Origin of the sequence: Dryocola baronae, assembly GCF_051297175.1 — a bacterium.
In the GTDB taxonomy this organism is placed as follows: Bacteria; Pseudomonadota; Gammaproteobacteria; order Enterobacterales; family Enterobacteriaceae; genus Dryocola.
This window is the reverse complement of sequence record NZ_JBINNY010000001.1, coordinates 296,662-310,668: the sequence shown is the minus strand read 5'-3', so window position 1 is coordinate 310,668 and position 14,007 is coordinate 296,662. Positions and strand designations below refer to the sequence as shown.

At 52.8% G+C, this 14,007-nt stretch carries 14 protein-coding genes and 1 pseudogene; 13 read left to right on the top strand and 2 right to left on the bottom strand.

The genetic code is table 11. The annotated features are described in order from the left end of the window. Positions 1–44: 44 nt before the first annotated feature. The 12 genes and pseudogenes from ACSPHG_RS01450 (at position 45) to ACSPHG_RS01395 (ending at position 10,783) form a co-directional block, all read left to right on the top strand. A complete protein-coding gene (locus tag ACSPHG_RS01450; RefSeq protein ID WP_435951679.1) occupies positions 45–362 on the top strand; it encodes a phage tail assembly protein in 318 nt (105 codons plus the stop codon). A 198-nt stretch (positions 363–560) separates the two neighbouring features. Further along, the gene (locus ACSPHG_RS01445; RefSeq protein WP_435951678.1) at positions 561–2,852 is read left to right on the top strand and encodes a phage tail tape measure protein; all 2,292 of its coding nucleotides are present in this window, start codon (positions 561–563) and stop codon (positions 2,850–2,852) included. Beyond that, positions 2,852–3,805, top strand: a complete 954-nt coding sequence (locus ACSPHG_RS01440; RefSeq protein WP_435951677.1) for a phage tail protein — start codon at positions 2,852–2,854, stop codon at positions 3,803–3,805. The genes ACSPHG_RS01445 and ACSPHG_RS01440 overlap by 1 nt, the downstream gene beginning before the upstream one ends. Then, positions 3,805–4,014, top strand: coding sequence for a tail protein X (locus ACSPHG_RS01435; RefSeq protein WP_435951676.1), 210 nt, complete (start codon positions 3,805–3,807; stop codon positions 4,012–4,014). The genes ACSPHG_RS01440 and ACSPHG_RS01435 overlap by 1 nt, the downstream gene beginning before the upstream one ends. Next, a complete protein-coding gene (locus ACSPHG_RS01430) occupies positions 4,002–5,042 on the top strand; it encodes a phage late control D family protein (protein WP_435951675.1) in 1,041 nt (346 codons plus the stop codon). The genes ACSPHG_RS01435 and ACSPHG_RS01430 overlap by 13 nt, the downstream gene beginning before the upstream one ends. Before the next feature lie 9 nt (positions 5,043–5,051). After that, positions 5,052–5,795 (top strand): phage baseplate assembly protein V, encoded by a 744-nt coding sequence (locus ACSPHG_RS01425; protein WP_435951674.1) that lies wholly within the window; start codon positions 5,052–5,054, stop codon positions 5,793–5,795. Positions 5,796–6,053: 258 nt separating this feature from the next. Further along, positions 6,054–6,413, top strand: a complete 360-nt coding sequence (locus tag ACSPHG_RS01420) for a GPW/gp25 family protein (RefSeq protein ID WP_435951673.1) — start codon at positions 6,054–6,056, stop codon at positions 6,411–6,413. Next, positions 6,404–7,519, top strand: a complete 1,116-nt coding sequence (locus ACSPHG_RS01415) for a baseplate assembly protein (protein WP_435951672.1) — start codon at positions 6,404–6,406, stop codon at positions 7,517–7,519. Before ACSPHG_RS01420 ends, ACSPHG_RS01415 begins: the two co-directional genes overlap by 10 nt. Next, positions 7,512–8,144 carry a phage tail protein I gene (locus ACSPHG_RS01410; RefSeq protein ID WP_435951671.1) on the top strand — a complete coding sequence of 211 codons (633 nt, stop codon included), beginning with the start codon at positions 7,512–7,514 and terminating at the stop codon, positions 8,142–8,144. The genes ACSPHG_RS01415 and ACSPHG_RS01410 overlap by 8 nt, the downstream gene beginning before the upstream one ends. 2 nt (positions 8,145–8,146) lie before the next feature. Next, positions 8,147–9,106, top strand: a pseudogene (locus tag ACSPHG_RS01405) (phage tail-collar fiber domain-containing protein); the annotation flags it as partial. Between the two features lie 311 nt (positions 9,107–9,417). Next, positions 9,418–9,834, top strand: a complete 417-nt coding sequence (locus ACSPHG_RS01400; protein ID WP_435951670.1) for a tail fiber assembly protein — start codon at positions 9,418–9,420, stop codon at positions 9,832–9,834. A gap of 676 nt (positions 9,835–10,510) precedes the next feature. Continuing rightward, positions 10,511–10,783 (top strand): YjbD family protein, encoded by a 273-nt coding sequence (locus tag ACSPHG_RS01395; protein ID WP_435951669.1) that lies wholly within the window; start codon positions 10,511–10,513, stop codon positions 10,781–10,783. 1 nt (position 10,784) lies between these two features. Here the strand turns inward: ACSPHG_RS01395 and rluF are convergent, their stop codons facing one another. Then, positions 10,785–11,657, bottom strand: a complete 873-nt coding sequence (gene rluF / locus ACSPHG_RS01390; protein WP_435951668.1) for a 23S rRNA pseudouridine(2604) synthase RluF — start codon at positions 11,655–11,657, stop codon at positions 10,785–10,787. Positions 11,658–11,957: 300 nt separating this feature from the next. Between rluF and ACSPHG_RS01385 the strand changes: the two genes are divergently transcribed. Then, positions 11,958–12,251 carry an addiction module antidote protein gene (locus ACSPHG_RS01385; RefSeq protein ID WP_435951667.1) on the top strand — a complete coding sequence of 98 codons (294 nt, stop codon included), beginning with the start codon at positions 11,958–11,960 and terminating at the stop codon, positions 12,249–12,251. 51 nt (positions 12,252–12,302) lie between these two features. Here the strand turns inward: ACSPHG_RS01385 and ACSPHG_RS01380 are convergent, their stop codons facing one another. Further along, positions 12,303–13,934 (bottom strand): Na/Pi cotransporter family protein, encoded by a 1,632-nt coding sequence (locus ACSPHG_RS01380; RefSeq protein WP_435951666.1) that lies wholly within the window; start codon positions 13,932–13,934, stop codon positions 12,303–12,305. Between the last annotated feature and the right edge of the window lie 73 nt (positions 13,935–14,007).

Sequence of the window (14,007 nt, the reverse complement as noted above, 5' to 3'; positions counted from 1 at the left end):
GGGGCTGCGGCCCCGATTTAAACGCAATAAATAAGGATCGTGCGATGAGCGAAAAATATAAATTACAGTTCCCATTTACTTCTGCCGCAGGCGACCGTATTAGCGCCCTGACACTGCGCCGCCTGAAAGTCAAAGATATGCGCAACGCGCGACGCTCCAGCGATAACCCTGAAGAGTGGGATGAGCCACTAATGGCCGCCATGACCGGGCTGGTGCCCGAAGATTTAGCTGAAATGGATCTCCTCGACTACCAGGCTTTGCAAAAACGATTTCAGTCCATGCTTAGCATGGCTACAGAACCCGCAGCAGCTGTGGCAGGCAATGGCCCTGCTGGCGAGATGGTTCCGCTTTCCGCCAAATGAAATCGATGCGCTAGCAGTTGATGACTTCACATACTGGCTGGCTGAGGCCAGCACACAAATAAAGCACGAATATCCCTCGCAGGATTAACGCCTGCGGGTTTCCTGACTACTCGCCCGGTTCCATACCCAGGCCCCTTCCCAGTCACTTTTTCGGAAAACCTGCTGCCGAGTCGTCATTCACCTAAACGAGATACTATTTTGGCCAACGACATTATTACCCAGCTTCAGGCGCGTAATGAGACGTTGACGCAGGCTATAGCCCGTTACGGCTCACTTAATGCCAATACGCTGCAATCACTCACCGCCGAACAAGCAAAAATCACGAAATTAACGCAGCAGCTAACCGATTCCTCTTTCCGCCGGGAAGAGAACGACAGGCGGCGCACCGGATTACTGGAAAAGGCCCAAACCTTCACCGGCCAGCTCAGCAACATCCTGAATGTTCAGCAGCCCGACTGGAAATTACCGGGGGATTTTCAGGACAAAATGGTCGACATGGCGATTAAAGGCAGCATGAGCAGCGCCGTGCAGGACGCCCTGAGCCTAAAAATCCGCAACTGGAGCCTTGGTTTCAATCAGGGCCAGCAGGATCTGCAAAACGCGACAGGCACGCTGATCGAAAACGGCGTGACATCGCTACAGGATCTTAGCCGCTATATGCCTGATATCGCCAAAGCCGCAACCGCCACTCGCGACAGTGCGGAGACCTGGGCGCAGGCGGCGATTGCAACGCACGATAAACTCAACATCGCGCCTGATGATTTCCGCTCGGTACAAAACATGATGTACAGCGCGGCAAAAGGCGGCAGCTCCGTTGCGGACCAGACGCAGTGGATAAACACCTTTGCCGGTAGTTCCGGGCTTCAGGGTAAAGAAGGCGTTGCAAGCCTGGCGGCGACGATGCAAATCGCCATGAAGAACGCCAAAGACGTGGGCGTGGCGACTGAAAACCTGCAACATTTTCTGCAATCCACTTTCTCTAAAGAAACGGATAGCTGGTTCGCCAGCCACGGTGTCGATCTACAAGGCTCGCTGCTGGAGCATCAGCAGAACGGCACGGGCACGATTGAAGCGATGACCCACATCGTGCAGATGCAGCTCGAGAAAATGAGCCCGCAAATCCTCGATACTTTTAAAAACACCATGAAGATTGAGGATCTTTCCGCCCGCAGCGACGCGCTAAAAGCCATGGTGGATAAATTTAATATCAGCGCGATGTTCGGCGACCAGCAAACGCTTGATTTCCTCGCCCCGATGCTGGCGCACCAGGATGAATATCGTCAGTCAAAAACCTCCATGATGCAGGCGGGGGATAAAAATCTGATCGACGATGATTTCGCTGAAAGAATGAAGTCGGGCAATGAACAAACCAAAGCCTTGCAGCTGGCGCTGAACGAGCTGTGGCTCAGCGTCGGCCTACAACTGCTGCCCGCGGTCGGAGAACTGGCGCAAACCTTGACGCCTCTGGTACGGCAATTGAGCGGATGGTTACAGGAAAACCCGGCCCTGGTGCAGGGCGTCGCCAAAATGGTTGGCGCAATCTGGCTGTTCAACGGGGCGCTGAACCTTCTCAAACTCGGCGTCACGCTCACCGTCTCACCGTTTATCAGCCTTATCGATGTCTTCCTCAAGCTGAAAGCTAACCTCATGCTTAGCGGAGGCATGAGCACCGCACTGTCGATTGTAAAATCACTGGGTAATGGAGCCAAAACCGCGGCATTGCTGTTAGGTCGTGGTCTGGTAAGCGGTTTAAAGCTGGTCGGGCAGACCATAATCTGGTTGGGCCGGGCATTGTTGATGAATCCTATCGGCCTGGCCATCACCGCAATCGCCGGCGCGGCTTATCTCATTTATCGCTACTGGGAACCGATAAAAGAGTTCTTTTCAGCTATCTGGGCGCGCATTAAAACGGCGTTTGACGGTGGTATTGCCAGCGTTTCAGCGTCAATTATTGACTGGTCGCCGCTCGGTCTGTTTTACAGCGTGTTTGCCAGCGTTCTGGATTGGTTTGGAATTGACTTGCCCGCAAGCTTCAGCGAGTTCGGCAGCAACATCCTTGCTAGCTTGGTAAACGGCATTCTGAATGCGATTCCCTACCTGAATACCGCAGTTGAAAAAATAAAAAGCATGATCCCGGACTGGGCGAAAAGCTCGCTGGGCATCAGTACTGAAGAGAATGCCGCTCCAGCCATTACCGGTGTTGCCGGAACCGCGCTTGGACGCCCCGTCACCCCATTATTGAACGCTGGAACCAAACCCGCATCCATCCCGCTTCCGCCGTCTGCAAAGCCTGGCGAAAAACCTTACGGGATACCCCCGTCGCGGGCGCAGAGTAATGTTCAGGTTCACTTTTCGCCGCAGGTTACCGTCCAGGGGAACGGAGCAAATGCCGCCGGAGACATCAACAAGGTGCTGTCGCTTAGCAAGCGTGAGCTGGAGAGAATGATTAACGATGTGATGGCGCAAAAACAGCGCCGGGAGTACGCCTGATGTATGCCGTATTAGGAGAAATAGAGTTTGAAGTCGTCACTTCCTGGGATGGCTTTGAAAGCACAATGGGAGTGGATTTCGCCAGCCACGCCCGCATTGAGGGGAAACCTGGAACCCAGTTTATCGGCGACAAGCTGGATAAAATCAGCCTGCAATTTAGCTTTCACAGCCAGTTTTGCCAGCCCGCAGCGGAGTTCAATCGCCTGCGTGAAGCGATGACGGCGCACCAGGCGATGGCACTGGTGTTTGGGAATGGCGATTATCGCGGCTGGTTCGTCATTACCGATCTAAGTGCCACGCATCAGCACACCGACCCGTATGGCAACGTCATCGCGCAGAGCGGAAGCCTGTCGTTGCAGGAATATACCGGCGATCCCAAAAGTCCACTGCTGCCTCCGGCTATCACCACTCAGGAACCCAATATCGACGAGATGATGGATAAATTCCCCAATCTCAGCGACAGCTGGTTCGATGAAATGCTCAACGCCGCAGAAGAGGGAATGCGTGACGCCAAAGCGATGATGGACGGTATCTCCGATGCCATTGATGACATCAAGAAAAAAGTCACGCAGGCAAAAGAGCTGGTAAAGGAAGCCAAAGCGTTAAAGGAAAAATGCAGCAAAACCGTGGATTCGCTGAAAAAAACCATCGACTCGGTGGAGGCGCTATTCAAGCAACCGTTAGATCTTCAAACGCTGGCCGCCATGCCGAAAGCGCTGGCGGCAAAAATCCAGGAGCTGATCAACAGCCTGCCGGGGATCAAAGAATGCGCTAAAGATGCCAGCAAGCTAATGCAGAAAGCTCAGGCGCTGTTCGAAGCCATCACTGACGCCGTTGCGCAAGCGACATACGAAAATGCGGAATCGCTGGTCAATCAGGCGCGCAGCACCATGCACGAAAGCTCGTCAGACGTAAGCCAGCTGGCCTCCGCCAATATCACGAGGAGCCTGTAATGCGATACCTGGAACATATCACCTCAGACGGCGAGCGCTGGGATAACCTGGCCTGGCGCTATTATGGCGATGCGCTGGCCTACGAGCGCATCATCGCGGCAAATCCGCAGATCGCGATTATTCCGGTCTTGCCCTCAGGCATGCGGCTGGTCATTCCTGTCATTAACCTCACGCAAACGTCCTCGGAGCTCCCGCCATGGCTGAGATAACCGTATCCGGCGGCGTGTTCGACACACTGACGCCCGTATTTACCCTGTGGTACGGGCATAAAGATATCACGTACGACATCGCGCCCTACATTACCAGCGTCAGCTATAGCGACAGCATCAAGAATGAATCGGATGTTATCGCCATAGAGGTGGAAGATTCGGTAGGACGCTGGATGAACGAATGGTATCCGGGAAAAGGCGATACGTTGACGCTTCACCTCGGTTATCAGGGTGAGAACCTGCTCGATTGCGGCATCTATGTGATTGATAAAATTAGTTTCAGCGCCCCGGCTTCGACGGTCAGCATCGACGGTATCGCCACTTCGGTCAGCAAAGCGCTGCGTACCAAAAACAGCCACGGGTTTGAAGAGACGACGCTTTCCGCGATTGCCAGCCGTATCGCCCAGACGCACGGCCTGACGCTGGTGGGCAAAATCGAACCGCTGAATATTGACCGCGTCACGCAATATGCCGAAACCGATGTCGCGTTTCTCAAGCGGCTGGCGAGTGAATATGGCTATACCGTTAAGGTCACGGCCAAGGAGCTGATTTTTTCGCATCTGCCAATGCTGCGCTGCCTGGCTCCGGTGAAATCTATCGATCGAAAGGATATCTCGCGCTTCACGTTCAAAGACACCATCAACCGGATCTATAAAAATGCCACCGTGCAGCATCAAAACAGCAAGAAGAAAGAGCTGGTTATCTACACCCACGATAGCAAGGAAAAAGCATCAACAAGGGGCTCGGCGACTAGCGCCGATACGCTGAAGCTGAACAACCGCGCATCGAATGCTGGCGCAGCGCAGGCGAAAGCCAACGCCGCCCTGGACAGCCATAACGAGTATCAGCAAACCGGGACGCTGAGCATGATGGGTAACCCGCAGCTGACGGCGGGCAATAAAATCGAACTCACGGATTTTGGCGCGCTTTCCGGCCAGTGGCTGATCGACAAGTCAATGCACAAACTCACGCGTAGCGGTTACACCACCGAAATTGATATTTCGCGTGGCCCCGCCACCAGCCAGTAAGGAGGCAAAATGAAAGGAGTCACCCGCCAGACGGGCATTATCACGGAGATCGACGAGGCGACCGTTCGCGTCCGGGTCAACCTGCCCGAATGCGATAATCTGCGCAGCAGCTGGCTGCCGATATTGCAGCGCAACACCCAGAACAACAAAGACTACTGGCTTCCGGATGTAGGCGAGCAGGTGGAAGTTCTACTTGATGACAATGGCGAGGATGGCGTGGTGCTTGGCGCGGTCTACTCCTCCGTCGATACCGCGCCGCTGGCCTCTCTCGATAAACGCTACGTGCAGTTTTCCGACGGTGCCGCGTTTGAATATGACCGCAAATTACATCAGCTCACGATCAACGGCGGTATTGAAAAAATTGTCATTGAGGTTAAAACCAGCACCAGCCTGACTTCGCCGCTGGTGGAGGTAAAAGCACAGCAGGTAACAGTGACAGCAGAAACGGTCAGCGTGACGGCAACCGACGTCAGCGTGGAGGCGACTAATGTGGATGTGAAAGCGACGGACGTCAACGTGGAAACGCTGCGCACCGGCATCAAAGCGCTGGAGGTAACGGTTGACGCACCGCTCAGCACGTTTACCGGCGACGTCACCGTGATGAAAAAACTCACCTGGCTCGGGGGCATGGCTGGTAGCGGCGGCATCGGTAATAGCGCCGTGATCGCCGGGAATGTCAGCGTGGTGGGTAACGTCAACGCCAGCGGAACGCTCATGGACAGCGGCGGCAACTCTAACCACCATTCACACTAAATTCCACCCGCCGCAACTAAAGTGAACCCTGAACGTTGGACACACCAACAAGTAGGGTTTTTCTTCGTGAATACTCTAAATAATTCGAGTTGCAGGTAGGCGGCAAGGGAGCAAATCCCCAGGAGCTTACTTAAGTAAGTGACTGGGGTTTGTGAGTGCAGCCAACGCCCCTGCTGCTTGAAGAATGACGAGTATTATCAAGTGTTTTCATAAATCGCTTTAATATCTCTCTTCACCCTTCGGGACGAAAATAGTCCCATGAATACAAAAATACGACCCTCAACCCTGCACTGGCAACCTGCCTTGCAACGACCTGAAGAATATGTCTGTGGGCTGGATGATATTCATCAGGCAATACACATCATTATGCGCACGCCGCGCGGTAGCGATCCCCACCGGCCGCTGTTTGGCAGCAACCTGTGGCGCTACATCGATTACCCGATTGAGCGGGCTATCCCGCACGTGGTTCGGGAATCGGTGGAAGCAATCCGCATGTGGGAACCGCGATGCCGGCTGCTGAAGGTGGTGCCGACAATCAACGGCGAGCATCTGACGTTGCGCGTGCAGTGGCGCGCCGCAGACGGAGTCATCAATTCTACGGAGGTGTTATGGCGTTAGCCGAACCCAATTTTATCGACCGCGATCCGGCGCAAATCACCAGTGAGATGATTGCGCAATACGAAGAAGCGAGCGGTAAAAAACTCTATCCGGCGCAGGCGGAGCGGCTGCTCATCGACCTGTTTGCCTATCGTGAAAACTTAACCCGCATCGCCATTCAGGAAGCGGCGAAGCAAAACCTGGTCGCGTATTCCCGCGCTCCGATGTTGGATTATTTAGGTCAACTGGTAGGCGTTCATCGTTTACCCGCGCAGTCCGCAAAAACGACGCTACAGTTTTCGGTCGACACCGCACGCCATGGCAGCGTGTTGATACCACAAGGGACACGCGCCAGCGCATCCGACAGCGTGATGTTCGCGACCGATGAAGACGTTCTGCTCCCGTCCAATAGCCAGAGTATTTCGGTGACCGCAACCTGCGTGATAGCGGGTGAAGCGGGCAACGGCTGGCAGCCTGCGCAAATTAGCGCGCTGGTGGACAGCATTCGCAATTACGATTTCAGCGTCACCAATCTCAGCGAATCTGCTGGCGGCTGCGGCGAAGAGAGCGACGACGCGCTGCGTGAACGTATTCAGCTGGCACCGGAAAGTTTCAGTAACGCTGGCAGCTATGGGGCTTACCGCTTTCACACGCTTTCGGTCAGCCCGTCGATTATTGACGTGGCCGTGCTGGGGCCAGACGAAGGGCTGGCGGAAGGCTGCGTGGAGATCTATCCGCTCACCCTGAACGGCCTGCCGGGCGCTGAACTTCTCGCTCAGATTGAACGGGAAGTGAGCAAAGAGAAAAAACGACCATTGACCGACAAGGTGAGCGCGAAGTGCTCTCCGCGAGTGGCTTATCAGATTAGCGCTCAACTGACGCTGTTCACCACCGCCGATCAGGAAACAACGCTAATCGCCGCCCGCGAAGCGATTAGCGCATGGACGCAGCAGCGGCAGACCCGATTAGGGCAAGACATCGTGCCAAACCAGATCATCAAAGTGTTGCAGGTCGAAGGCGTTTACGACGTTGCCCTGGCGATACCCGAGAAGCGCATCTTACAGGCGCATGAATGGGCGGAATGTACAGCCATCGAGATAACCATTGCCGGAGTCAGCGATGGATAAACTGCTGTTACCGCCGCCGCTGGCCAGCGACGAACGCTTTTCGATTCTGGCAAATATCGCCGCCGAACGCTTCGCGCAAATCGACCTGACGACGCTACTGGTTTATCTGGTGGATTTAGTGGATTCCTCCGCCTTACCGTCGCTTGCTGAACAGTTTCACGTTCAGGGGCTGGAAGGTTGGTTATTTGCCAACAACGAACAGGAGAAGCGGGAATTAATAAAGCAAGCCATCGAACTGCACAAATATAAAGGAACGACTTGGGCTGTTCGCCGCGTGCTGGAGATATTGTCGCTGCCGGGCACCATTTCTGAATGGTTTGAATACGGAGGCAAAGCCTATTTCTTTAAAGTTGATATTGAATTAGTCGATCAGGGAATTGATGAGAATACTTTTAATAACCTGGTTGATCTTATTCATGAATATAAAAATGTGCGCTCAAAACTGGAAGCCATAACGATTTGGTTAATTAACCAAAGCGCTATTCCCGTTATTGGCAGCGCGCTTTATGGTGGTGAAATAACAACGGTATTACCCTTCCAGGTTCTGGAAGTCCAACAAACAAAACCGATCTATTTCGGTTCAGGGCAATGGAGCCTTGAAATTACATCTATTTACCCGGAGTAATTATGGACAATGAATTTTATACCCTTCTGACCGACAGAGGGATGGCTAAAATCGCCAGTGCCCTGGCGGATAAAAAACAGATACATCTGCAAAAAATGGCAGTCGGTGACGGTAGCGGGCAATATTATGAGCCGACCACCAGCCAGACAAAACTGCGCCGCGAAGTCTGGCGCGGCGATATGAATACCCTGACAACTGCACCCAATAACCCCAACTGGATGATTGCCGAGGTGGTGCTGCCTGAAAATGTCGGTGGCTGGTACGTGCGAGAAGTCGGCGTTTTTGATGCCGATAACGAACTGATCGCCATCGGCAAATTCCCCGAGTCATATAAACCGCTGCTCCCAGGAGGCTGTGGTAAGCAAGTATGCATCCGCCTTATTATGGAAGTGTCCAACACCACAGCGGTAACGCTGACCGTTGATCCAAGCATCGTGCTGGCCACGCGCGACTATGTGGATATGCTGATGGATGAACACGAGCATTCCTCCAACCATCCGGACGCCACGCTAACGCAAAAAGGCTTTACGCAGCTCAGTAACGCTACCGATAGCGACGACGAAACAAAGGCTGCGACGCCGAAAGCGGTCAAGGCGGCGATGATCGAAGCGCGTAACCATACCCACACCTGGAGCCAAATTATCGGTATCCCAGACGCTACGTCCACGCAAAAAGGGATCGTTAAGCTTAATAACGCCACCAACAGCACCAGTACCACCGAAGCAGCCACGCCAAACTCAGTCAAGGCCGCTTATGACAAAGCAAATGCGGCTTACGACAAAGCGAATACAGCAGCGCCCGCCAGCCATACCCACCCCTGGGGCCAGATCACCGGCGTCCCGGAAGGCACGCTGACGCAAAAAGGGATCGTTAATCTTAATAATGCAACTAACAGTACAAGCACTACTGAAGCGGCTACGCCTGCTGCGGTTAAGGCGGCTATGGATAGGGCAAATTCTGCAGTAAGTGGAACTACCAGCGTAACTATGGACAATCTTGGCAATAATCAATATGCACTTTCAACGAGAGGTACCGCTCGAATTATTTCCATTAGTAATATTGTTAGCAATTCTTCAACTAATCCTGATGTCACTGTTACCTTGGCCCGTTCATTTCCATCAGCTATAACGGCTATCACGGGAGCGTATGCTGGCTGGGGAGGGGATGACCAGGACTCATGGTGGACTGCAGAAATTATTAATAAAGGGTCTTTTAAATTACACACCAGGAACATGAATGGAACATTTACTTTTATTGTGATGGGGATATAACCATGAGTAAATTTTTTAGCAATACTTCTCGTTCTTTTTACTGGCTTGAAGATTTGGAATTATTCACATCTATCGAACAATGGCCCGAAGATGCAGTAGAAATTTCTGACGCGGACTGGCAGATGTTTCATGGTCCTGCACCGATCTATCAGATTCCCGCTGTAGACGAGTCTGGAGTTATGTTCTGGGTGGATGAGCCAGGTATCGATCGTGCTGCATTGACTCTTAAGAAAAACACTGAAACTCTGGCAAGGCTTGAACGTTCGGTAGCCGAAAAATCTTTCCCGCTGTTGTCTGCGGTGGCATTACAAGTTGCGACTGATGAACAAAAAACCGCATTATTGAGAAACCAGCAATATGCCCTTGCTTTAGCCGCTGTTGATTTAACTCTTACTGAACCAAACTGGCCAACGCTTTGATTAAAAAACACCCCGAATGCATATGTTCTCGGGGTGTTTTTATTTATTAATTACTACTCTCTGTAGATAGAAATTCATTATTAATCTTAAGTTTTTCAGCAATTCTGTGAGTAGTATTTATACTTACAGCCTCTTCAGAAAACGTTAAAAAATCATTCCAATGAAGCTGTAAAAACCCAGAAATTATTTCTAATTCTTGTTCATTTAATCGCATATAAAAGTCAACGCCCGTAACTCAATAGGAATAAAGAATCAAAGTATAACCAGAATAGGTTTCATTCAAATTGATTTTGATACTCAATTCATCGAAAATCTATCGCCTTTAACTATCGAAAATGACATGACAACTCGAATAGATTCATTGTGATTATCAACCGGAATAACAAATACACCAGGCAAATATATCACCGCAAGAAATCAATTAATAAAACAGATATATCATCGCCCAGTCATTTCATTTACAAATGAATTTACATAATAGCTTCCAATGTCCTTAGTGAATATCCAACTAATTCCAATGCCTGCAGGTATGTTTATGCACGTTAAATGTCTCGGTTAAATTACTTATACCATCGTGGATAATTAAAAATCACTTTGTGCAATAGATGCTGATTTTTACTGAGCTGAAGGCCGCTTTGCTTTACACTGGTAGCCCTTTCCTTACGAGGTCGCAACGATGTCCACAGCAAGACTGACACAGCAAGACATGACGGAAAGTGAGCAACGCGAACTGAAGACGCTGCTCGACCGCGCGCGCATCGCAGAAGGGCGCGCGCTGACCAACTCAGAAATCAATCACGTCAAAAAAGAATACATCGACAAACTGATGGCCGAGCGTGAGCTGGCAGCTAAAAAAGCCCGCCAGCTTAAAAAGCAAAAAGCCTTAAAACCGGACACAACAGCGACCTATTCCTGGTCGGCCAATACTCACATACGCGGAAAACGCTAGCCTAGCGCCCTTTTTTCTTGCGTCCTGGCTGGGCAAAGCGTTTGCGTGAAGCAAGCTCTGCCGGGGTTTTTGCCGAACTTTTTGGCCCATTGCTGGCGGGCTTCTTTACTGCGGCAGGCTTGGCCTTTGGCTTTTTCGCAGGTTTTGCTTCCGACGAAGAATCCTCAATCAGCTTAAACAGCTCAATCAACTCATCGTCCGTTAAATCACGCCACTCCCCTAACGGCAGCCCTTTCATGCTGACATTCATGATGCGGGTGCGTTCAAGCTTCGTGACTTCATAACCAAAGTGTTCGCACATGCGGCGGATCTGGCGGTTAAGCCCCTGCACCAGCGTAATGCGAAACACGAACGGCGCCTCTTTCTTCACTTTGCATTTTTTGGTCACGGTGCCAAGCATCGGCACGCCCGCGCCCATCCCACGGATAAACTCATCGGTAACGGGCTTGTTCACCGTCACGATGTACTCTTTTTCGTGGTCGTTCCCGGCGCGCAGGATTTTGTTTACCAGGTCGCCATGGTTGGTGAGGAAGATAAGCCCCTGGGAGTCTTTATCCAGGCGGCCAATCGGGAAGATGCGCTTGCTGTGGTTTACGAAATCCACAATGTTGTCGCGCTCGCCGTCTTCCGTTGTGCTGACGATGCCCACCGGTTTGTTCAGCGCGATAAGCACCAGATCGTCTGCGTCACGGGGTTCGATAAGCTGACCGTTGACCTTCACCACGTCTCCGGCAAATACCTGATCGCCAATCGCGGCGCGCTTGCCGTTGATGAAAACATTTCCCTGTTCGATATAGCGGTCGGCGTCGCGACGGGAACAAATACCGCTCTCGCTGATGTATTTGTTAAGACGAATAGATGAGTTGGTCAGCATGGTTCCTCCGTAAAAAAACGGACTATACCCTACCCGTGGGACGTTGCGAACAGGGGCGGCTTACTTTGTCTGTTTATCTCGAGACGTCTCGCAGAACGATAAATAGACATGCGGCACGCTTTCCAGTTTAAAAACAGCCCTCTTGTTCCACACCCTGTCAGGCGACTAGCTTTTCCGCTCGTGACTCTATACTGGGTGTATTTTATAAACTACTATGAACGGACTTAAACAAACGGATGCGTTTCGGCGATGGGAAGCCGCGCTGAAGGATAAGAACCTAGATTGAGCGGGACGAAGAAAATGAAGATCAAAGTTACCGATTATGATTTCACCGCTGCGCTTGTCGACGATGAGGAAATGGCTTTCTTTATGGCTGACGCGCTGGAAACAGGCGATGCGGCCTACATAGCAAAAGCGCTGGGCATTGTCGCCAGGGCGAAAGGAATGACCGAGATTGCCACAGATACGGGTCTTTCCCGCGAGCAGCTTTATCGCTCTTTCAGCGAGAATGGCAACCCAACGTTGAAAAGCACGCTGGCGGTGATGAAAGCGCTTGGAATTGAGTTAACGGCAAAAATTCCCGGCGCACACTGAACGTCATAATAAAACGGGCCGGGATATTTCTGGCCCGTTTTATTTAGAACGTTAATATTCGTCCCTCTCGTCGTCATCGTCCGGCTGTTCCAGCACGCTGTAGGCAACGGCGCAGAACAGGGAGTTCAGGCGTTTCATATCGCCAAGCAGGCCGAGGTGCAGCGAGCTGGTTTCAATGCTCTGCACGTTCTGCTGGTGCAGGCGGTCAACGTGCGCATGTGAGTAGCGGCGGTTCATTATGCGGAAGCGATGTTTGTTGCGGCGCAGGCGGCGCGCGCTGTTGACATCCGCCGAGAAGAACACCGACAGACTCAGCTTCAGGTTGCTGGTCAGCTGCTGTAGCAGGTTGTCCAGCTCGGTCAGGCCATCCGGCGAGAAGGCCCGGCGCGCGGCGAGGGATTTATCGGCTACTTCGCTACCCATGCGTTCGAGGATGTCCGCCGCCTGTTCGAGGTTGAGGGACATTTCTATGATCTCCGCCCAGCGACGGGATTCGATTTCCGCCAGATCCTCTTTTTGCATCTGCGCCATATAGAGTTTGATGGCGGTATACAGCACGTCCACGTCGTCCGCGAGCTTGCGCAGCTCTTTCTCCTGACGCGGCTCGCCGTGCATGACTTTGCTCCAGGTTTCCAGCATTTGCTCAAGCAGATCCCCCATGCGCAGCGTTTCTCGAGCGGCGTTCGACAGGCCGAGCGCAGGCGTGTCGATGGCCGTCGGGTCAAGGTGCTTCGGCTTCATGCGCCCGTCGACCTCCTGCTCTTCGCTAATCACCCGGCGGCAGAAGCGCGCCATCGGCTCGGCAAACGGCACCATCGCAAGGCAGCGGATCAGGTTGTAGAACACGTGGAAGTAGATAACCAGCTCAGATTCCGGCAGCGGAAGATGGTGCATCAGGCGCGCAAGAATGTGCACAAACGGCAGGACGATGAGGCTGCCCACCAGCTTGAACAGCAGGCTGCCCAGCGCAACGCGACGCGCGGCGGCATTCGCGGCGCTGTTGTTGATCATCGCCAGCAGGCCGGAGCCGAGGTTCGCGCCGATGACCAGGCACAGCGCCACGTCAAACGAGATCACCCCCGTAGACGTCAGCGTAGCGGTCAGCAGCACGGCGGCGAGGCTTGAATAGCTGATGATGGCGAACATCGCGCCGATCAGCGCGTCGAGCATGATATCGCCGGTCAGCGAGGCAAAAATGACCTGCACGCCGCTGGCCTGGGTTATCGGCGTTACGGCAGCGACAATCAGCTCCAGCGCCTGCAGTATCAGCCCCAGCCCAATCGCCACGCGGCCTAGCTGCCCGGCGCGGGTCTGTTTACGGCTAAGGAAGAAGATAACGCCGATGAAGATCAGCAGCGGTGAGAGCCATGAGAGATCGAAGGTCAGCACGCGCGCCATCAGCGCGGTACCGACGTCGGCTCCTAAGACAATCACCAGCGCGGGCGTAAGCGCCACCAGGTCTTGCGCCACGAACGAGGTGACAAGCATGGTGGTGGCATTGCTGCTCTGTACGAGCGCGGTGACGCCAATGCCCGCGCAGAAGGCGAGCGGTTTTTTTTCAACGCTGCGGCTGAGAACACTACGGAGATTAGCGCCGTAAACGCGCATGATGCCGGTACGCACGATGTGCGTGCCCCATACCAGTAGCGCCACCGCAGAAAGCAGATGCAGTAGAGTAAGCACACTTTCTCCTGGTTAGTTTTAGTGAATAAATTCCTTCTCTTTCCAGTATATATGGATTAGCGGTAATAAGGAG